The sequence below is a fragment of the Oceanobacillus locisalsi genome (assembly GCF_042675985.1).
Lineage (GTDB): Bacteria > Bacillota > Bacilli > Bacillales > Amphibacillaceae > Oceanobacillus > Oceanobacillus locisalsi.
Genome location: NZ_JBHTKK010000001.1, coordinates 229,097 through 248,925 on the forward strand (window position 1 = coordinate 229,097; position 19,829 = coordinate 248,925).

General features: G+C 39.4%; 17 protein-coding genes. 8 read left to right on the plus strand and 9 right to left on the minus strand.

Going from position 1 to position 19,829, the window contains the following annotated elements; all coding sequences use genetic code 11:
* Positions 1–79: 79 nt before the first annotated feature.
* The 3 genes from ACFQ19_RS01015 to ACFQ19_RS01025 all read left to right on the plus strand — a co-directional run bounded on the left by ACFQ19_RS01015 (position 80) and on the right by ACFQ19_RS01025 (position 3,909).
* A complete protein-coding gene (locus tag ACFQ19_RS01015; protein ID WP_379590033.1) occupies positions 80–1,738 on the plus strand; it encodes an O-acetylhomoserine aminocarboxypropyltransferase/cysteine synthase family protein in 1,659 nt (552 codons plus the stop codon).
* Between the two features lie 593 nt (positions 1,739–2,331).
* Positions 2,332–3,231: an SGNH/GDSL hydrolase family protein gene (locus ACFQ19_RS01020; RefSeq protein ID WP_379590034.1), complete on the plus strand. Its 900-nt coding sequence runs from the start codon at positions 2,332–2,334 to the stop codon at positions 3,229–3,231.
* 18 nt (positions 3,232–3,249) lie between these two features.
* Positions 3,250–3,909 (plus strand): YpmS family protein, encoded by a 660-nt coding sequence (locus tag ACFQ19_RS01025; RefSeq protein WP_379590036.1) that lies wholly within the window; start codon positions 3,250–3,252, stop codon positions 3,907–3,909.
* 73 nt (positions 3,910–3,982) lie between these two features.
* On the opposite strand, the gene ACFQ19_RS01030 is transcribed toward ACFQ19_RS01025, so the two are convergent.
* The gene (locus ACFQ19_RS01030) at positions 3,983–4,561 is read right to left on the minus strand and encodes a hypothetical protein (RefSeq protein ID WP_379590038.1); all 579 of its coding nucleotides are present in this window, start codon (positions 4,559–4,561) and stop codon (positions 3,983–3,985) included.
* Between the two features lie 732 nt (positions 4,562–5,293).
* On the opposite strand from ACFQ19_RS01030, the gene ACFQ19_RS01035 reads away from it, so the two are divergent.
* Positions 5,294–6,919 (plus strand): ABC-F family ATP-binding cassette domain-containing protein, encoded by a 1,626-nt coding sequence (locus ACFQ19_RS01035; protein ID WP_379590039.1) that lies wholly within the window; start codon positions 5,294–5,296, stop codon positions 6,917–6,919.
* A gap of 61 nt (positions 6,920–6,980) precedes the next feature.
* Here the strand turns inward: ACFQ19_RS01035 and ACFQ19_RS01040 are convergent, their stop codons facing one another.
* On the minus strand, positions 6,981–7,931 hold the full coding sequence (locus tag ACFQ19_RS01040; RefSeq protein ID WP_379590040.1) for an NAD-dependent epimerase/dehydratase family protein: 951 nt from the start codon (positions 7,929–7,931) through the stop codon (positions 6,981–6,983).
* Positions 7,932–7,985: 54 nt separating this feature from the next.
* A complete protein-coding gene (locus tag ACFQ19_RS01045) occupies positions 7,986–9,176 on the minus strand; it encodes a glycine C-acetyltransferase (RefSeq protein ID WP_379590042.1) in 1,191 nt (396 codons plus the stop codon).
* 198 nt (positions 9,177–9,374) lie between these two features.
* Here ACFQ19_RS01045 and ACFQ19_RS01050 point away from each other — a divergent pair, with 198 nt between their 5' ends.
* Complete coding sequence (locus ACFQ19_RS01050) at positions 9,375–9,512, plus strand: hypothetical protein (protein WP_379590043.1); 138 nt, start codon at positions 9,375–9,377, stop codon at positions 9,510–9,512.
* A 177-nt stretch (positions 9,513–9,689) separates the two neighbouring features.
* Here ACFQ19_RS01050 and ACFQ19_RS01055 read toward each other — a convergent pair whose 3' ends face one another.
* Positions 9,690–10,664, minus strand: coding sequence for a 3D domain-containing protein (locus tag ACFQ19_RS01055; protein ID WP_379590044.1), 975 nt, complete (start codon positions 10,662–10,664; stop codon positions 9,690–9,692).
* A 256-nt stretch (positions 10,665–10,920) separates the two neighbouring features.
* Positions 10,921–11,802: a DUF1002 domain-containing protein gene (locus ACFQ19_RS01060; RefSeq protein WP_379590045.1), complete on the minus strand. Its 882-nt coding sequence runs from the start codon at positions 11,800–11,802 to the stop codon at positions 10,921–10,923.
* A gap of 433 nt (positions 11,803–12,235) precedes the next feature.
* Here ACFQ19_RS01060 and ACFQ19_RS01065 point away from each other — a divergent pair, with 433 nt between their 5' ends.
* The 3 genes from ACFQ19_RS01065 to ACFQ19_RS01075 all read left to right on the plus strand — a co-directional run bounded on the left by ACFQ19_RS01065 (position 12,236) and on the right by ACFQ19_RS01075 (position 16,623).
* Positions 12,236–13,462, plus strand: coding sequence for an IS110 family transposase (locus tag ACFQ19_RS01065; protein ID WP_379590047.1), 1,227 nt, complete (start codon positions 12,236–12,238; stop codon positions 13,460–13,462).
* A 1,408-nt stretch (positions 13,463–14,870) separates the two neighbouring features.
* Positions 14,871–16,304, plus strand: coding sequence for an MFS transporter (locus tag ACFQ19_RS01070; protein WP_379590302.1), 1,434 nt, complete (start codon positions 14,871–14,873; stop codon positions 16,302–16,304).
* Positions 16,305–16,377: 73 nt separating this feature from the next.
* Positions 16,378–16,623, plus strand: coding sequence for a DUF1450 domain-containing protein (locus ACFQ19_RS01075; protein WP_379590048.1), 246 nt, complete (start codon positions 16,378–16,380; stop codon positions 16,621–16,623).
* Positions 16,624–16,686: 63 nt separating this feature from the next.
* Here the strand turns inward: ACFQ19_RS01075 and ACFQ19_RS01080 are convergent, their stop codons facing one another.
* The 4 genes from ACFQ19_RS01080 to ACFQ19_RS01095 form a co-directional block, all read right to left on the minus strand.
* Positions 16,687–17,064, minus strand: coding sequence for a RidA family protein (locus ACFQ19_RS01080; RefSeq protein ID WP_379590050.1), 378 nt, complete (start codon positions 17,062–17,064; stop codon positions 16,687–16,689).
* A gap of 173 nt (positions 17,065–17,237) precedes the next feature.
* Positions 17,238–17,888: a lysozyme family protein gene (locus ACFQ19_RS01085; protein WP_379590051.1), complete on the minus strand. Its 651-nt coding sequence runs from the start codon at positions 17,886–17,888 to the stop codon at positions 17,238–17,240.
* Positions 17,885–18,310: a hypothetical protein gene (locus ACFQ19_RS01090; RefSeq protein WP_379590052.1), complete on the minus strand. Its 426-nt coding sequence runs from the start codon at positions 18,308–18,310 to the stop codon at positions 17,885–17,887. Before ACFQ19_RS01090 ends, ACFQ19_RS01085 begins: the two co-directional genes overlap by 4 nt.
* Positions 18,311–18,326: 16 nt before the next feature.
* Positions 18,327–19,667, minus strand: coding sequence for an MATE family efflux transporter (locus ACFQ19_RS01095; RefSeq protein WP_379590053.1), 1,341 nt, complete (start codon positions 19,665–19,667; stop codon positions 18,327–18,329).
* Between the last annotated feature and the right edge of the window lie 162 nt (positions 19,668–19,829).

Here is a 19,829-nt window from a genome sequence, read left to right on the forward strand (position 1 = left end):
TATTTATAAGAGCTCTCTTCATTTTAGAAGGGAGCTCATTTTTGTTGAAAAGTGTGTTCAAAAAAAGGGAGGAAATACAATGTCAAATAACCGAGTACAGCAGGACGAAACGATTTTATTACATGGAGGACAAGTTCCGGATCCTGCTACCGGAGCTCGTGCAGTACCTATCTATCAAACGACTTCTTATGTATTCCGTGACACAGAGCATGCGCAAAATCTATTCGGATTATCTGAACCGGGAAACATTTATACCCGTATTATGAATCCGACGGTAGATGTGCTGGAGCAGCGGATAGCGCAATTAGAAGACGGTGTCGGTGCTTTAGGCGTATCCTCGGGAATGGCTGCCATTACGATGACCATCTTAAATATTACACGCGCTGGAGACGAAATTATTACAGACAGCAATCTGTACGGCGGAACGTATAATTTATTTGCCAACACGCTTCCTCGATATGGAATCGATGTAAAATTCGTAGACGGTACCGATCCAAAAGCCATTGAAGCTGCGATTACGGATAAAACCAAAGCTATCTTTGGTGAAATCATCACCAATCCGAGCCTGTATATTTTTGATGTCGAAACAGTAGCTGATATTGCACACAATCATGGCATTCCTTTAATTATAGATAATACGTTTGCTCCTTATGTTGCCAAACCGCTGACTTGGGGTGCAGATATTGTCGTTCACTCTGCCACAAAATGGATCGGCGGGCATGGTACAACGATTGGCGGCATTGTTGTAGACAGCGGAAGATTTGACTGGAACAATGAGAAATTCCCTGACTTTATCGAACCGGACGAGAGCTACAATGGATTAAAATATGCGGATTTGGGTGCAGCTGCTTTTATTACGAAATTGCGTGTTCAGTTATTACGTGATATTGGTCCTGCACTCAGTCCGCAAAGCGCCTTTTTATTACTGCAAGGATTGGAAACATTGCATCTGCGAATCAAGCGGCATAATGAAAATGCGGAAAAACTGGCCGCTTATCTGGAAAATCACCCTGCAGTAGAATGGATTAACTACCCGGGGTTAGAGTCCCATCCATCCCACCAGCTTGCTAAGAAATATTTAAAAGGCGGCTTTGGCTCCGTTATTACGTTCGGTATTGAAGGCGGCCGTGATGCAGGCCGTGCTTTAATTGATAATGCAGAACTCTGGTCTCATGTTGCCAATGTCGGGGATGCAAAATCACTGATTATCAACCCAGCTTCTACGACACACCAGCAGCTAACAGCCGAAGAGTTAGCAAAAAGCGGCACGCCGGAAGAGTTGGTCCGTTTATCAGTCGGTCTGGAAGCATTCGATGATATTGTAGCTGACTTGGATCAAGCCATTGGTAAAGCGACAGGAAAATCATTGGGCAATCAGCAATCTGCTGAAGAAATAGCGGTGCAAAATTTATTGCAATCTCCATTTGACCGCAGTGAAGGTGTTCGTAAAAAGCGGATTATTACAGTCGGTATTGCAGATGAAGAAATTGTTCCTCTGTATAAATTAGGCTATGAGGTTATCCCGGCAGCAAATATAGATGAGGTGACAACAGAACTCCTGACTCACGCTGATGCGATTTGGCTGCAGGAAGGAAAACCGGCACCAGAAGAAAATGCAGATTATAAGGGAACCATCTTATTTACCAAATCAAATCCTGATGTCACATCTGAAATATTTATTCTTTCCAACGTGCATCCGACAGAACTCGCTTTAGCATTACGCAGTTCCGGACGCTAATTATAAAAAGTTATCCTACCCATCTTTTTTCTATCGAACACCATATGGAAAAAAGATGGGTATATTTATCGCAATGTAACTGGTCTGATTCGTTCAACAAACATTCAGCGAAAGGATAGAACTCCACCACTGAATAACGTTTTACTTTATGTTATAATAAAAACTCAGTGACGTCTTCTAGTATAAAATTTAGAAGACGTTTTTCATTTCACTTGTTTATTATTTATTATCCTTGATTAAAATAGGAATATAAATATACAGTTATATAAGTTGAATTATTAAATCTATCTTTTTAATTTTTCTAACGTTATCATTCATTAATTATGTTGTTATATGCTGTAATCAGCGGAGGAAAAACACGGAGACTCCTATGGGAACAGGGCGGGCTGAAGATCCACTTGAAAAGCGGGTTTCTTTTCAAGTTAGCTGAAGCCGTCCCCATGGAAAGCGTAGTGTTTTTCCGGAGCGAATGCCAGAAGGCAAAATCTTTACTTCAACTTATATAGAAATTTAATTTCCTTTCAAATTCATAGGTAATTTTACTGGTTTCCACATAAACTAGAAGAAAAGAACACGTAGGTGTGATAATGAAGATGACAAAAAAGAAATGGCTTATTCTTATTAGCTCCCTTCTTGTTGTTATAATTGCAGTTATTGCTATTTTACAGCTCCCTTATTTCCAATTAAACTCAGAACAACGGGAAAGAGAAGATGCGCTGAGAGAACAAATTACGCCTGAAGAAACCGACGATGAAGAAGAAACAGAAGACGAGAGTGAAGAAGTTATGGGGAATAACGCTGAACAGGAAAGCGGCCCTATAGCTGTTGATGAAGACTTGGAGAATACATTTGATTTTGCTTCCGATGAAGATGTGGAAATCGTTACACTAGGAGATTCACTTACGCAAGGTGTAGGAGATAGTACTAACCAGGGCGGCTATGTAGGTATATTAGACAGAACACTCCAAGCGTTTGATACGGATATCCATTTTACGAACTTTGGCAAACGTGGAAACCGTTCTGATCAACTGTTAAAAAGACTGGAAGAAGAACCAGAAATTACGGATGCCCTGGAAGAAGCGGATATTGTCATTATGACCATCGGGGCAAACGATATTATGCACGTATTAAAAGAAAATATCATGGATTTAGAAATCAATTATTTTAATGAAGAACAAAGCTTTTATGAAGACCGATTAAATGATATATTTGACGAAATTCGTTCTGTCAATGATGACGCTTCTATTTATCTATTAGGCATATTTAACCCTTTTAAAAATTATTTTGAAGACATTCCGGAATTAGATCAAATTGTCCTGAACTGGAATGATACAGGAAGAGAAATTGTCAGCCAAAATGAGAACAGCACCTTTGTACCAATTGACGATTTATTCGATGATACAACGGTAAATTTATTTGCGGATGATAATTTTCACCCTAATTATGACGGATACTATGTAATGGCTGAGCGCATTCTGGAATATTTTAATTAAGTTGGGATGAAAACGACAATGAGAGCAAACAACAAACGATTTACAATAAAGAATAAATGGAAAGCCGGTTTCCTCGCCCTTCTTATCTTGAATGGCGTCATCTTACTTTTGCTGCTGGCATTGGTTTTTTGGCCGGTTTCCAATAATGCATTTCCTCCAAAGTCCACAATAGATGAACAAGAAAGTTCGGAGTTTTATATTCAGACCACCAAACAGAATTTAAATAATTTAGTCAATGCTTATGTTGAAAAATTGCTGGAGGGGTCGGACCATCACTATCGTATTTTACTGGAAGAGGATGTCCATCTTATGGGAGAACTTCCTGTCTTCTCCTCCACCGTTCCCCTATCGGTTCGTCTTGAACCAATAGAACAGGCAAATGGTGATCTGGTATTACAGCAAAAATCTATCTCTGTCGGACTTTTAGAGCTGCCAAACAAAAAAATCATGGAATATATGGATCGATTTTTGCCAATGCCTGAATGGGTAACCATTGATCCGGACAGTCAGGAAATTTATGTAGCTGTAACAGATATGGATTTAGAGGGTAATTTTGATGTTGCTGTACAGCATATGGATTTGGAAGCAAATAATATTACCATGAAACTTGTTGTCCCTTATGAAACTCTCGGCATTCAAGATGTTAGCATGGACGCCATGCAAAACTTGTTTGAATAAAGGACAAGAAAAAGCACAAACGCCTTATCAAGCGCTTGTGCTTTTTCTTTATTTAGGATTCTTTACCGTCCAGTTACAAATTAGAAATATAAGATAATGATGGCTGTTCCGTTTCCGATAAAGAATCCATATCTTTATAATGTAGCAATACTCCTTCATAAACAAGCTTTAAACTCGGAGTACTCCGAATGTCCTCCGGTGTGGTAAAGTAAGGATCTTTTGTTAATGGAAGACTTGTTACGTTTTGTAATATCGTAGCTACAAACTGCGAGCAGAAAAAGGCTGTCTCACGTGTGATTTTTATTTTCATCATAATTCCGATCAGCCCAATAAAATTATAACGATACTTCTCTTTGTCTATTTCTATATGTTTAATAAAGGATTGAATACATTCATATTCTTTCCTGCTCACTTCCAGCTCATAAATTTCACATCTGGCCTGGTTTAAAAAGGGTGAGGAAATATCCTCTTTCACAAAACCACCGATAAATGGATTATTAGGCTGTTTTCTTCCAAAGCTATAAACTTCTGTCAATTCTCTATCTAAAGCAATCGAAACATGGTTTAAAGGCTCCCGGGTATACAGATGAATCAATCGTGACAGATAACTGCCTGTATCCGTAAACAGCAAATAAACCGTCCTGCTTTTCATCTCATTGTCCCCCCTCCTCGGACATACCCTTTTTATTAATATATACAAAAGCTTTTTCATATACAATAGCTGACCTGAAAAATAACGTTATATTTAGATAGCAAGCATCTGCGTGCCTGATTTTATTCCGGAAGCTTTTCTATCATTTTTCATTACGTATAAAATGGAAATAAGTTTCATGGGTGACACGAATTTGAAAATTTTCCCGTATTTCAAGCATTTCTTATTTATTTAGCCTGTTCCGATGATTTATTATATGAAAATGAATTGATTTGGTATCCATATCTGCTGGATTATTCTTATACTCTCGATTATTCTTTTCCATCAGATTTGGCACAGGATAATCATGACAATGCATATCTTATTCCGTTGATTCCGTTTTTTCAGCTTATCTTTATATTACCTGTTATCTCCTTTACAGATAATAACCCAGCGTCATATTTCCAGCTACGTCTTCAGGTCTATATCGTTCTTGCTTATACTAAGATAGAATTCAATGATTTAACCCTCTTACCTTGCATTATGTCTTCAAATAACGTAAACTAATTCTGATAATGATTTTTTCATGGTGTAAAAGTCTATAAATTTACCGCTTCACAACAGAGAGAAAAAACGTTGCACAAGCGGTAACGAATGAATGCTCATACCTTGATTTATTCAACCAACATTCGGTGGCAGGAAAACAAAATAGCCGCTGAATGAAGTTTCATTTTATTGGAGGCAATATATACAATGTTAACTGTAACCAATGTTAGTTTACGATATGGTGATAAGAAACTTTTTGAAGATGTTAATTTAAAATTCACGCCGGGAAATTGTTATGGTGTGATTGGTGCAAACGGAGCAGGAAAATCAACTTTCCTGAAGATTCTTTCCGGTGAAATTGAACCGCAATCCGGTAATGTATCCATTACTCCAGGTCAACGGCTGGCAGTCCTAAAACAGGATCACTTCGCCTATGAGTCACACCCTGTTCTGGAAACCGTATTAATGGGTCATGACCGTTTATATCAGGTCAAGCAAGAAAAAGACGCAATTTATATGAAATCTGACTTTAGTGAAGAAGACGGCATCCGTGCTGCTGAGCTCGAAGGGGAATTTGCAGAAATGAACGGTTGGGAAGCAGAATCTGATGCTGCTGTCCTGCTGAAAGGCCTCGGCGTCGATGAATCTATCCATGATTTAAAAATGGCAGAAATTCCAGAAGAACAAAAAGTAAAAGTATTACTGGCACAAGCTTTATTCGGCAATCCGGATATTCTTCTTCTTGATGAGCCGACCAACGGATTAGATATCCAAGCTATTCAATGGCTGGAAGAGTTCCTGATACAATTTGAAAATACCGTTATCGTTGTATCACACGACCGTCACTTTTTAAATAAAGTGTGTACGCAAATTGCAGATGTTGATTACGGAAAAATTCAGCTTTATGTCGGGAACTATGATTTCTGGTATGAATCAAGCCAACTTGCTTCCCGCATGGCACAAGAATCGAATAAGAAAAAAGAAGAAAAAATCAAAGAGCTGAAAGAATTTATTGCCCGCTTCAGTGCAAATGCATCTAAATCCAAGCAGGCAACTTCTCGTAAAAAAACACTGGAGAATATTACACTGGATGATATTAAACCGTCTTCCAGAAAATATCCGTATATCGCCTTTAATCCGGAACGTGAGATTGGAAATGATCTGCTGCAGGTATCAAACTTATCAAAAACCGTTAATGGCGTAAAAGTGTTAGATAACGTGAACTTCACTCTCAGACCAAACGATAAAGTAGCACTCGTCGGCAAGAATGATATCGCCAATACAACCTTATTGCAAATTATTGCTGGAGAATTAGAGCCGGATGAAGGTTCTTATAAATGGGGAATTACTACTTCCCAATCCTATTTTCCAAAAGATAATTCCGAGTTCTTTGATGGCGTGGATTTAAACTTGGTAGATTGGCTGCGTCAATACTCTCCTGAAGATGAAACAGAAACATTCTTGCGCGGTTTCTTAGGCAGAATGCTGTTTTCCGGAGAGCAAGCGAAGAAAAAAGCAAATGTGCTTTCCGGGGGAGAAAAAGTACGCTGTATGCTTTCTAAAATGATGCTCTCCAAAGCAAATGTACTTATTTTCGATGAGCCGACAAACCACCTTGACCTTGAATCTATCCAGTCACTGAATAACGGGCTTGTTCAATTCAAAGGTTCGATTATCTTTACTTCGCATGACCATGAATTTATCAACAGTATTGCAAACCGGATTATGGAAATAACTCCGAATGGCATTGTGGATAAAGAAATGTCTTATGATGAATATGTACAGGATAACAAGCTGCAAAAGCAAGTAAATGAGATGTACACAACAGCGTAATAACAGCCTTTGTTTCTTAAAAATGGTGCGGTGAATCATAGCGATTTACCGCACCATTTTTTCATGCGCTATTCTTCTTCAGTTTCTCACGTACTTTTTCCAGCATATCTGAAGTCATACCATCCATATCATATACCGGTTCAAATCCCCATTCTTCTCTGGCTGCATCCGTGTTGATCCGGTCTGGCCAGCTCTCTGCAATCCCTTGTCGGACAGGATCTACTTGATAATCCATTTTAAAATCAGGAAGATGCTTTCGGATTGCCGCTGTAAAATGCTCTGGCGCAGCAGACATCGCTGTAATATTAAAGGCATTACGATGCTTTAACTTGGCGGGGTCTGCCTCCATCAACTGAATAATCGCATCCAATGCATCCGGCATATACATTATATCCATATGTGTTCCTTTTGCAATGTAAGAGGTATACACCCTATTCCGAACAGCTTCGTAATATACTTCCACCGCATAATCAGTAGTGCCGCCGCCTGGAGCTGTTACATAAGAAATTAAACCGGGGAAACGGACACCTCTTGTATCTACTCTAAACCTGGAGTAATAGTAATCACAAAGAAGTTCCCCAGCTACTTTATTTACTCCGTACATCGTTGTCGGACGCTGTAATGTATCCTGCGGCGTATTATTTTTCGGCGTACTCGGACCAAATGCACCAATAGAACTTGGGGTGAAAAATTTTAAATTTAATTCCTTCGCAGCTTCCAGAGCGTTGACAAGTCCGCCCATATTAATTTCCCACGCTACCTTTGGGAAAGCCTCTGCCTTTGCTGATAAGAGTGCGGCCAAATGAATAATCGTGTCAACATTGTATTTTTTAGCGATCTCATAAATTTCTTTTTCCCTTGTCACGTCAACTTCTTCAAATATTCCGGACGGATTTTCCGGCCTGCGAATATCCGAAGCAATGATATTATCTTCCCCATGCGTGCTACGAAGCTTCTCCGTTAATTCTGAGCCGATTTGCCCTAAAGCACCGGTTATTAAAATTTTTTTCATCTCAGAAAACTCCCCTTAGAGGTCGTTCAAAAAATAATGAACATACCTTTTCTTTTAAATGAGTTTCATTTCTTTACCGATTTTTTCATAAATGCGGATAGCGCGATCCAACATTTCCTTTGTATGTGCTGCTGTCGGCATATTGCGGACGCGGCCGGTTCCTTGGGGAACTGTTGGAAATACAATAGCCTTCGCATAAACCCCTTCTTCACGCAAGCGCTTACTAAATGTTTGTGCTTGTTTTTCATCACCGATAATACAAGGCGTAATCGGTGTTTCACTGTTTCCAATAGCAAAGCCAAGCGCTTTTAACCCTTTCTTCAAGTAATCACCGTTCTCCCACAGCTTTTTATTCAGTTCGGTGCTTTTCATTAACATGTCAATTGCTTTGGTGCTTGCTGCCGCATCTGCAGGGGAAACAGCTGTAGAAAATAAAAATGGACGGGAACGGACTTTCAGCCAATCAATCAAAGATTGTTTTCCCGCTACATAGCCGCCAATTACACCAATGGCTTTGGACAATGTCCCCATTTGAAAATCTACTTTCTTCTGCAGACCAAAGTGTTTTACGGTTCCTGCTCCATCTCCAGTAACGCCGGAACCGTGCGCATCATCGACATAAGTAATTAAATCAAATTCTTCAGCAATATCCACAATCTCCGGAAGCTTTGCGATATCACCATCCATGGAGAAAACTCCATCCGTAATAACCATTACTTTATTATATGCTCCTGACCCTGTCGCTTCTTCGACTTTCGCTCGTAAATCAGCCATATCTGAATGTTCATACCGAATTATTTTTGCTTTGGATAAACGGCAGCCGTCAATAATAGAAGCATGATTTAAAGCATCCGAAAGAATCGCATCATTTTTGTCCATCACAGCTGAAATCGCTGCCATATTACAATTAAACCCGGATTGGTAAGCAATCGCTGCTTCGGTTCCTTTAAAAGCAGCAATTTTCTTTTCCAATTCTATATGCAAATCAAGGGTTCCATTAATGGTACGGACTGCCCCGGCTCCAACACCATACGAATCAATTGCTTGCTTTGCCACATCTTTTAAATCTTGATGCGTTGCAAGACCCAAATAATTATTGGAAGACAGGTTAAGCAGTTTTTTTCCTTCTATTATAATTTCCGGGCCATTTGCCCCTTCTAAGGTATCAATTTCGTTATACAGACCCTTTTCTTTTAAATCAGAGATATTCGATTCCAAAAATTGATCCAAATTTTGGCTGGTCATTCGTATCATCCTCCCTTAAATCACTTCATTTTGTAACCCCTTTCAATTATAACATACAAATATCGCTCCCCTATTATTCACAGAATTAACGAACATATATGAAAATAATTGTTTTTCCTGCTAGCCAAGATGCTTACATTATCCTATACTTAGATAGTTGCATATTATTTAAGATACGATGGAGGGTTGTACAGAACCATGCGAAAGATTCTACTTACTTTGTTCATTTTTGTCATTGCAGCAGTAGGGGCTTTAGGCTATTCAAATGCTCATAACGATAATAATGAAGAAATTGAACAAAGCCCGGCTTCCACTACCACTGAAATCCACAATTAAGAAGGTAATAAAAAACAGAACATTCTCCTTGGACTTTTTGCTAAAGAGATCGAAAATAGATGATGGTTTACGACAGCTAAACACTTATGTATTTCAATCACTTTGCTATAAAACTTGCAGATATAAAAAAATAGCTTAAGAGTATACGAGACTCTTAAGCTATTTTTATTATTTCATTTATTCAACGATTGTTACGTCAACTTGTTGTCTGCCAAATTCTTCAGCTTCTCCTTGAGAAGGTACGTGAAGATCGATTTTGTTTCCGTTGATCGCACCGCCAGTATCAGCAGCAGTTGCATGACCATAGCCTTCTACATAAACTTCACTTCCAAGTGGAATAACGTTTGGATCTACTGCAATTACGTTAGCATTAGGATCTGCATTTAAGTCTTTCCCAGTTGCAGTCACTCCAGAACATCCATTACAGTCTGCTGTATATGCAGTTGCTTCTACAGAAAGTGTTTCGCCTTCTGGAGAGCCATTATTGGAAGATTGTTCTTCTGATTCTGAATCAGAAGTATCTTCATTTGAAGTTTGTTCTACTGTTGCTTCTTCAGCTGGTTCTTCTGAAGATTCTTCTTCTGTTGCTGGCTCTTCAGCCGGTTCCTCTGAAGATTCTTCTTCTGTCGCTGGTTCTTCAGCTGGTTCCTCTGAAGATTCTTCTTCTGTTGCTGGTTCTTCAGCTGGTTCCTCTGAAGATTCTTCTTCTGTTGCTGGCTCTTCAGCTGGTTCCTCTGAAGATTCTTCTTCTGTCGCTGGCTCTTCAGCTGATGCTCCGTTAATAGATAATTCATTACCAACTACGATAACATCAGATGAAAGGTTGTTCCATTCTTTAATATTATCAACAGATACATCAAATTCTTTTGCAATAGCTGAAAGGGTGTCCCCTTTTTCTACTGTGTATACTGTTTCTTCCCCATCTTCACCATCGGATTCACTTACCTTAATAACATCTTTCGGGTGAATCACCTCTGATTTAAGGTTATTTATATCAAGTAAGTTTTGCACGCTTGTATCATATTGAGCCGCAATCTTCCATAAGCTCTCTCCTGATTCTACCTTGTGTTCATTTGCGTCAGCGGAAACTGTTGTTGCAGCTGCACCTGTTAAAATTAATCCAGCAGATAGCGCTGCTACGAGTTTTCTCATCTGATAACCTCCTTATGTTTTTTCACAATGACTATCCTATCATACGAGATGAAAGAATACAGTTACAAAGGAGTTAAGTGTCAATGACAATCATTACACTTCACTTGTTTACTATTACATTTGTAACACGTTTGTTATAGAAACGCGGGAAAACGGATGCATTATGACATTCCCACTTCAACTGCTTGCCTCTGTAATATTTAAAAAGAGCTCTCTATGATTAGAGAACTCTTCGTCAATGCCTGTCAGTATACAATTATCCACCAAAAAAGTTTGCAATAGAACGGAAGATATCACTAAAAAAGTTCGCCACTCGCTCCCAAAATCCTCTGTCTAAACCTAAATCTTCTGCTCTTTCGACAAGATCATTTGTAATATCCTCTAACTGATCTCTCATCGCTCCAAAGTCAATGTCTAAATCTCGCATTTTATTCACCAGGTCAATCAGCATTTCCCGATCAGCGTCATTCAATTGAATCTCCAGATTATTAAGCTGCTCATTAACAATTTGCTCTACTTCTTCTCTTGTAGCCGGATTTTGTTCGGCAATCATTTTTTTGATTTCTGTTAACAGGGTACTTACATCTTCATCACTGACATCTTCATTATCAGCTAAATCTGTTGCTACTTCTAGTTCATCATTTGCTAACTCCATCCGTTCCGGTTCTAAATCTTCTCCTTCTACATCATAGGCTTTATAAATCCCTGTTAATGCAGAATGGCCAGATACCTGAACAGGTGATACAACGTCTACCGTAGCATTTTCCGCTCCTGCTGTTAGTAAAGCGTTCATGTACATTTCTCTGGATACTTCGGTTATATTATCCGGTGTTAAAATATTTACATCCAATCCGGTTCCACTTGATTCTAATGTAATTCCTGCAGATGAATACATATTTGCATTTGGATTTCCATCTATAAAATCAGCATAATCCTGTCCAGTAACATCATGTTCTTCATATGTGTCATCCTCTGCTATATCCAGCGTTTTCCTGACTTCTTCCCGCTGGTCTTCGCTAAGCTTTTCCCCATAGATAATCGTTGTATTGGAAGCTGCAGAAACAGGCAATATAATACTGAAAAATAACAGGCAGCTTAGCGCAACGTACTTCCACACGGATACGAACGTTTTATTCATATTGTTTACTCCTCGTATTATATATTTAAGAACAAAAAATTGCTCTTTGATAACTAAATAAATGCATTACTTTCAAGGTAATTATTACTTCTTGTTCACCAAGAAAATGTGGTAATAAATTACTCAATACCTTTGGCTTGGATACTGGGGGATATCCCTGGATAATAGAAATTGGAATGGATCCAACTGGGAATATGCTGTTTCCTCCTGTAGTTCGACTACGATTAAAGACTGTGACCCAGACAATGGTTGTACTGCAAACACACAAGCTGTATCGGTGTATTTCTATACCAATGTTAGTGGACATTGGGGCAGCTTTTAGAGACGCACCTTTTGAATACTCATACGCGAGGCTGTTGCCAGACCATTGTTTCTAGGGATATCCCGCAGTATCCAAGCTTATTCCAAAATTAAATGAAAGGAGGTCCTTTCCGTGAATTTATTTGTAGGTATTGATGTAAGCTCTAAAAAACTTGATGTGTGTTTTCTGGACAGCGAAGACACACGTTTAAAAGAAACGACTTTTCCAAACGATATCCATGGTGCGAACCAGATTAAAGAAAACATCTTAACTTTTAATGGACAATCCCATTACGAAAAAATCATTGTCGGCATGGAATCCACATCTGTGTATAGCTTTCACCCTGCGCATCTCTTAGATAACGATGCCGATTTAAAACGAATTGGGGTGGAAGTGGTTGTTCAAAATCCAAAGGCGATCCATCGGTTTAAAGGCTTATTTGAAGAAGATAAAACCGATAAAATCGATGCGTTTCGGATTGCCGACTTTCTTCGGTTTGGACGCTATAATAAAACGATTATCAAGGAAGAAAAATATGTTGCCCTTCAGCGTTTAACACGTTCTCGTTATCAAGTTATTCAACAACTGACCGAGTGTAAGCAGCATTTCCTTGAAAATCTCTATTACAAGTGCAATACATTGACCAATGAAGTCGATACTTCTGTTTTTGGTTCGACCATGATGGAGTTGTTTGCCGAATCCTTTTCCTTGGATGATATCGCTCATATGGAACTGGAAGAACTGGCTGCGTTCCTCCAAGAGAAAGGAAAAGGCCGCTTTCGTCAGCCGGAAAAAGTAGCGAAATCCATCCAAAAGGCGATTCGTGATTCCTATCGTTTAGGCAAGGTCGTACAGGACTCCATTGACATTGTATTGGCCACCTATGCCAAACTGATTCAAACACTGAAAAAACAGGTCAAAGAGTTAGACAAAGGAATTGAATCCCTATTTGACATTATTCCAGAAGGACAATGCTTGAAAAGTGTACCGGGTATTGGTTCGGTTTACGCGGCAGGTATTATCGCTGAAATCGGTCAAATTGATCGATTTGAAACACAAGCGCAGATAGCCAAATACGCCGGTCTATTCTGGAAAAAATCGCAATCAGGCGACCATGAATCGGAACGAACACCACGCGTCATGTCGGGAAATCAGTATCTTCGTTATTACTTAGTTGAAGCTGCCAACTCGGTCCAACGAAATGAACCCGCCTATCGTGAGTTTTACTTAAAGAAGTATAAAGAAGTTCCGAAATTTCAACACAAAAGAGCCCTTGTCATGACTGCAAGAAAATTAGTGCGTCTGGTGGATGTGCTACTACGCAACCACCAACTCTACACGCCAAAAAGGAGCGTGTAACTCAAAAGCAAATAACTGCTTTTGAATCCTTTCAACCAACCCGAACAATCGTTCCTATGACGGTGCGGGTTTAGTTCAGTGCGTCTTTTTTTCCTTTGAAACTCCATAATCACTTTCATTTTTTATGGATTTTCTCTTGACTTATTACCACAAGTCTTTTTTTCCGTAAGAGTGCTTCTCTTACTTTTGATATTTGGTATGAGCAACTATCGCTATCTATTATAACGCTTTGAAAAAAGGATGACATGTTTTTAAACAATTAATTTTGATACTTCATTCTAGATGTATTGATAACTCAACTTACGGACTTTTAAAGTAACTTCCTTACTATAGAACAGGGGGAAATCGTTTTTTATACATTTGAAGATAAGGAGGTGAGGGTAGAGGGTAAGATGACCGCTGCGGCGGACCGTTTTGCTTTCCTAGGGGCACGCTCTTCAGCTAACTTTTGCCAAGAAGATCGCTTGGCAAAAGGGCATCTTCAGATGGTGCTGATCCCTCAGGAGTCAAAACGGTCCGCCTCCGCTAGAGAGATTTTCTATGCATGAAAAAGATGAACAAAAAAGTTAGATTAGACAGAACACATTTTTCATGGTGTATGGTAAAGATGTTCAGCTAACATTCTTTTCTATGCATGAAAGCTATTCTTGATATGAACGATTTATACTGTCATGATTTGAACTGCTAAATCAACCATTGGAAACACCAGAATGATTGTGTATTCATGCTAAAAAGCGATTATTCATCTCACTTCATCTGGATGTTATTTCTTCCAAACGCTGTAGCATCCTATTAGAGCGCAGGCCAACCACGCAGACTCCTAAGTGGTTTGCAGGCTAAAACCGTGACTCCTGGGGTTGGGACTGCGCTTACCAATGTTGTCAGGTTAATAAAATTTCAAAAAATCATAGTTGCTACTAGCAGATAACATGAAAGCTAACTAGCGAAGGAAAAACACGGAGACTCCTGTGGGAATGCGCAGTGTGAAGACCCCGCAGGAAAAAAGCGAACTTCTTTTTTCCGAGGAGGCTGAGGACAAGCCCACGGAAAGCGTAGTGTTTTTCCGTAGCGGTCATATTAACCTGACAACATTGAGACCTGCGATTACTCGGTCTATTAAAACCGTTGCTGCGCTTACTCGTCCCATCGAAAAGAGTTGTACGTCGGAAAGCGTAGTGGTTGGCCGGAGCGGAAGCTATACACCATACCCTATTCACAAATAGAAGGACGCTTTAACGAAAAACAAGCATGATACATGTCCTTGGTAAACCAGTGATTATTAAAGAATTATTTTTTTGAGCAGATAGCTTTTCTTTTAATTCGTATTCATGTATATTTGGAGTAGCGAATTAAATGAAACGGATTTTCTGTGTATTTCCGAACCCTCTGTTGGATGATCAGGAAATAACTGAGAAGATTATCGTTTCATTCAAGAAAGTATTTAAACGGACGGCTGCAGATTGTCATAGTGAAGGTATGGGTTTTAAGAACTTATGCCTTTTTCACATGTATTGAAGAACCCGAATCATCTTACACAGGTTTATGGGAAACTGCAGTTTTTGAAAGTAAAAAGAAAGAAGGTTTGAACGTTATTGATACACATGCAGGAGTAAAACGGAACTTAGCGATTATGTGGTTTGCTAATTTTTTCATTAGCGGCAGTATGACAATGGTAGTACCTTTTATTTCTTTGTATATTCAGTCGATGGGAAATTTCTCTGACTCTTATGTGCAGACGTGGTCTGGATTAACTTTTGCTGTTACCTTTATCACTGCATTTATATTTGCGCCTGTTTGGGGAAGAGTCGGAGACCGCTTCGGCCGAAAACGACTGCTGATTATGTCAGCGTTCGGTATTGGGATTTCCGTATTTTTAATGGGCTTTGCTACCGCTGTATGGCAATTATTTATTTTGCGCCTGTTAATGGGAGTTGTAACCGGGTTTATCCCGATGTCCCAAGCGTTTATTTCAACTCAAACGCCAAAAGAAGTGGCCGGAAGAGTGCTAGGCACTTTGCAGACCGGTACCATTACCGGCCAATTGATGGGACCGTTATTAGGCGGTGTATTAGCCGATATATTCGGATACGCCAGTACTTTTAAATGGGTTGCCGGAACCATTTTCATCTCCGGATTGCTCGTCACATTTGGCGTAAAAGAGATGAAAGTTAAATTTTCATCAGAAGAAGCGGATACCAAAAAATTCTCCAGCAAAGAATTATTGCAACACATCATGCATAAACCAATCTTAGTAATTGTGCTGCTGATGTCAGCTCTTGTTCAGATTGCGCACTTTAGTGTCCAGCCGATTTTATCTTTATTTGTGGAAAAAATTCATGGACCGGTCAATCTCGCATTCTTTGCAGGTATTGCCTTCTCCGCAACAGGGGTGGGAAACCTCTTAATGACCAGACGCTGGGGAAGAATTGGAGATAAATATGGTTATACCAAAATATTGATTATTATGTTATTCGCATCCGGTCTGGTCTACCTGCCAGGAATGTTTATCACGGATATTTGGCAGTTAGTCACTTTACGGTTCATGCTCGGTCTGTTCCTTGGAGGGGTTATCCCTATCCGTGTCGCTTATATACGTCAAGAAGCGCCACTTTCGACACAAGGAGAAGTACTTGGCTATGACACCAGTTTACGCTTTTTCGGCAACATCATCGGGCCTATGCTCGGCGGTACGATTGCAGCAACCTGGGGATTCTCATCTGTCTTTTTAACAACAAGTCTGCTGCTCATACTTTGCGGCTTTATCATGCTTGTTGCCTGGTTACGCTATGAACATGAACCAAATACGAAACGCACCCATTCCCATTCGTCGGTCTCCAGGTAAAAAAATTGATTTGTATCTGTAATTATGCTAAAACTGACTAACGAAGCAATTTTTTAGAAAGAAAGTGATAGCAATGGGTATCGTTGTCGTAGAAATATGTGACGGGAATGTTATTACTACCATAGATATTGAATCGATTTTGGAGGAAGAGTTCCCCGAAGTATCGGTTCTGACGAATGAATGCTTGTCTTATTGTGGTTTATGCGCCGTTCGGCCATATGCCTTAGTAAATAATAAACGTGTATTTGGCAAGACAGCCGAAGAATGTCTTGATAAAATACGTTTGCAGATAAAAGAAGAGCTTGCCGTTTATGAATAACGGCAAGCTCTTCTTTTTGTATAACCTTTCTTGGAAAGGCAATAACCATAGCACTTCTGGCAATCATGCTTTACGATATGCAACAAGATCCATTTCTACAAGAACGTCTTTAGGAAGACGGCTTACTTCCACACAAGCACGTGCCGGATAAGGTTCTGTCAATGCAGCGCCATAAATATCGTTAACGGTAGCGAAATCTTCCATGGAATTTAAGAAAATCGTGAATTTCACTGCATTTGCAAAGCTCAAACCTGCTTCATCCAAAATAGCTTGTAAATTCGCTAATACTTGTTTGGTTTGTGCTTCAATTCCTTCCACTACATCACTTGTTTCCGGATTAATGGGAATTTGCCCGGAAATATAAAGAAAATCGCCCGCCTCAATTGCTTGAGAGTAGGGTCCAATTGCTGCTGGTGCATTACTTGTTTGAATAGCTTTCATATAAATCAATCCTCCACCTTATTTTTAGAATACATATCATTGTCATAATCATCAGTTAATTACCCTGAAAATAGCTTGGATAATATTCCCCTTTTTCACGCAAACAGATATGACAACCTTTTGTATGTAGAAAATAATTCAATACGAGAATTATTTTTCATACTGTCATCATATCAATTTTCTTGTTCTATTTCTATCGCTTCCTTATAGGACATTACAGAAGAAACATAGTAAATATCCCCATAACAAGCGTCCAATTCCTCCGCTTCCTCTCTGCGGCAGGCATAAATAGAACTTTCTTTTCCTGCCTCTTCATACATTTGCTGCGAATACGCAATCGCAGCTTCTTCCGAATAATTTTCATCCGTTTCCTGTATATAATCAATAAAACCCGGACCAAAATTATAAGCTTGCACCGCTAATGCTGCATCCTCTTCTGCCTGCTGATAGATCCAGGCATAAAAAGAGACCCCTTGCTCAATAGATTCTTCCGGATCATCAATACAACCTATTTCACCGCATAAACTCTCGGAAGATTGCATCGGATCTGCCCCATTTCCGCCTGACTCCTGCATCATGATGGCAAGAATTGTATTGGTCTGTTCTTCAACCCCGTGCTGTTTGGCATACTTTTCAACAAGCGGCTGGTACTCCCACATTTGTTGGCTTAAAGATGGGTAAGACTCTCCAGACTCCTGATTTGCTCTGTCACTCATATTATCCACCAGCAAAGACAGGAAAAGAAAAATAAATACAAAAACAAATCCGATAACTCCTATATATTTCAGCAATTCTTTTATATGACGCAATCTTCTTCGTTTCATCCTTTTTTCTCCTTTAACCATTCAACTGTCCTCAGCATCCCCCATATGGAAAAGCCATATACGATATGTCCTGCAATCCAAATAAGCCATGCTCCTGTATTGTCTATTTCCGGAGTTCTGTTCGATAACATCGTTGTAGGAAAAATAAACAGGCCTATTGCGACATTACAAAATAAATAAGGTATCAGCTTATGCTCCAGATGTTTCTTTTTTAACACATAATAGATTACCCAAACAATAATCACGGAAACAACCAGATGAAAGGAAAACTCTATCCAACCCGGCAAATACATTTTACCCAGTACAGGGAAATAATCAACATTCATCAGCAAGGTATAGACAGGAATTGCTGTCCATTGCTGAAAAATATAGAAGAATCCTCCTAGAATAAAACCGGATAAACAGCCGATGAACCAGATCATCTATTAGCCTCCTTGTTTAAGCCTCTGCAAACAGGTTCTTCTCTCTCCATTTTCCAAATCGATAATATAGAACAGCTGCAATACTGCTGAGAATAAAGCTTGCTCCCACACCGACTGCAATACCGATTTCACCGAACAGACGGGAGAACAAAGCAGCCAGGGGATAACGCAGAATCCAAAACGAAATAATATTTAATATCAAAATCGGGTACATTGCTCCTGCTGCGCGAACAACACCGTTCAAGATAAAATTGATCCCTAAGAACGGATAACATAATGCAACAATCTGAAGGTATAAGGTTCCAAACTGGACAGAAGCTTCATCTTGGATAAATAATTTTACACCAAATTCAGCAAAAATGGCTACGATAATGCCGATAAGTAACATAATAACAAAATTATAAATCACCCCGTACTTTGCCACATCTCTGACTCTTGTCCAATTTTGCGCACCGATATTCTGACCTGCCATACTGGAAATAGCAATACTTAAAGCATGTGCAGGCAGCATTAATAAACTGTCCAAACGCTGTGCTGCACTGTAACCAGAAACAACTGCTTCTCCGTGTCCAGCCACTACACCGATAATTGCCGCTGCCCCGGCAGAAATAACGGCCATCTGCAGGCTGGAAGGAATGCCAATATGCAGTATTAATCTAATTTCTTTCCATTTTGGCAAGCTCGGTATCGTAAATGGCGCTAAATCTTTTTTCAAAATATAAAAGAGTCCAATTAAAAAGGAAAAACCTTGCGATATTACTGTAGCATAGCCCGCACCTGTGATTCCCCAGCCAAATACGTGAATAAACAGCGGATCCAGGACGGTATTCAGTAATACAGCTGTTGTCACAAAATAAAGCGGCGTCTTGCTGTCCCCGATGGAACGCAGCACCGTACTGATAAAATTGTAGCCAAATAATAAAAGAATCCCAATAAAATTGATTCGTAGGTACGTAGCGGCATCAGCTACCATCACTTCCGGTGTTCCTAATAAATGCAGCAGCACTTCAGCAAAAATCGTTCCCGATACGCCAAGTACAAGCGCAATACTTGTCATAAGAACGACAAAAGCATTCAAATAACGCTTTAATCCTTCTTCATTCTGCTTCCCCTTTTGCTGAGATAAAATCGTTAACGCAGCATTATTTAAACCAATAATAAACGAGAGCACAACAAATAAAATACTCCCTGAGATGGCAACAGCACCTAAAGCATTCGCACCAAGCAGGTTTCCAACCCAAAGACTGTCTACAAATTGATACGATGTTTGCAACAGGTTTGCCAAAAGAATTGGTCCTGAAAAATAAAAAAGGCTTTTGCCAATACTTCCTTCTGTAAAATCATATTTCTTAGCCATTCATTTGCACTCCTGTTTTTTTCATTCCTTACAATTATATTATAAAACGACCCTTCATGCAGGGGGAGGTTTTACGAACATTTCTCTGCAATTAAAAATCTATATATGGGTACTTAGCTTTTTTTGAAGTAAAAAAGAAGAAGCTCTTGTCTTAAAGAACTT

Coding starts and splice junctions, on each gene's coding strand:
- ACFQ19_RS01015 (WP_379590033.1), top strand. CDS start 80: ATGTCAAATAACCGAGTACAGCAGGACGAAACGATTTTATTACATGGA.
- ACFQ19_RS01020 (WP_379590034.1), top strand. CDS start 2,332: ATGACAAAAAAGAAATGGCTTATTCTTATTAGCTCCCTTCTTGTTGTT.
- ACFQ19_RS01025 (WP_379590036.1), top strand. CDS start 3,250: ATGAGAGCAAACAACAAACGATTTACAATAAAGAATAAATGGAAAGCC.
- ACFQ19_RS01030 (WP_379590038.1), bottom strand. CDS start 4,561: ATGAAAAGCAGGACGGTTTATTTGCTGTTTACGGATACAGGCAGTTAT.
- ACFQ19_RS01035 (WP_379590039.1), top strand. CDS start 5,294: ATGTTAACTGTAACCAATGTTAGTTTACGATATGGTGATAAGAAACTT.
- ACFQ19_RS01040 (WP_379590040.1), bottom strand. CDS start 7,931: ATGAAAAAAATTTTAATAACCGGTGCTTTAGGGCAAATCGGCTCAGAA.
- ACFQ19_RS01045 (WP_379590042.1), bottom strand. CDS start 9,176: ATGACCAGCCAAAATTTGGATCAATTTTTGGAATCGAATATCTCTGAT.
- ACFQ19_RS01050 (WP_379590043.1), top strand. CDS start 9,375: ATGCGAAAGATTCTACTTACTTTGTTCATTTTTGTCATTGCAGCAGTA.
- ACFQ19_RS01055 (WP_379590044.1), bottom strand. CDS start 10,664: ATGAGAAAACTCGTAGCAGCGCTATCTGCTGGATTAATTTTAACAGGT.
- ACFQ19_RS01060 (WP_379590045.1), bottom strand. CDS start 11,802: ATGAATAAAACGTTCGTATCCGTGTGGAAGTACGTTGCGCTAAGCTGC.
- ACFQ19_RS01075 (WP_379590048.1), top strand. CDS start 16,378: ATGGGTATCGTTGTCGTAGAAATATGTGACGGGAATGTTATTACTACC.
- ACFQ19_RS01080 (WP_379590050.1), bottom strand. CDS start 17,064: ATGAAAGCTATTCAAACAAGTAATGCACCAGCAGCAATTGGACCCTAC.
- ACFQ19_RS01085 (WP_379590051.1), bottom strand. CDS start 17,888: ATGAAACGAAGAAGATTGCGTCATATAAAAGAATTGCTGAAATATATA.
- ACFQ19_RS01090 (WP_379590052.1), bottom strand. CDS start 18,310: ATGATCTGGTTCATCGGCTGTTTATCCGGTTTTATTCTAGGAGGATTC.
- ACFQ19_RS01095 (WP_379590053.1), bottom strand. CDS start 19,667: ATGGCTAAGAAATATGATTTTACAGAAGGAAGTATTGGCAAAAGCCTT.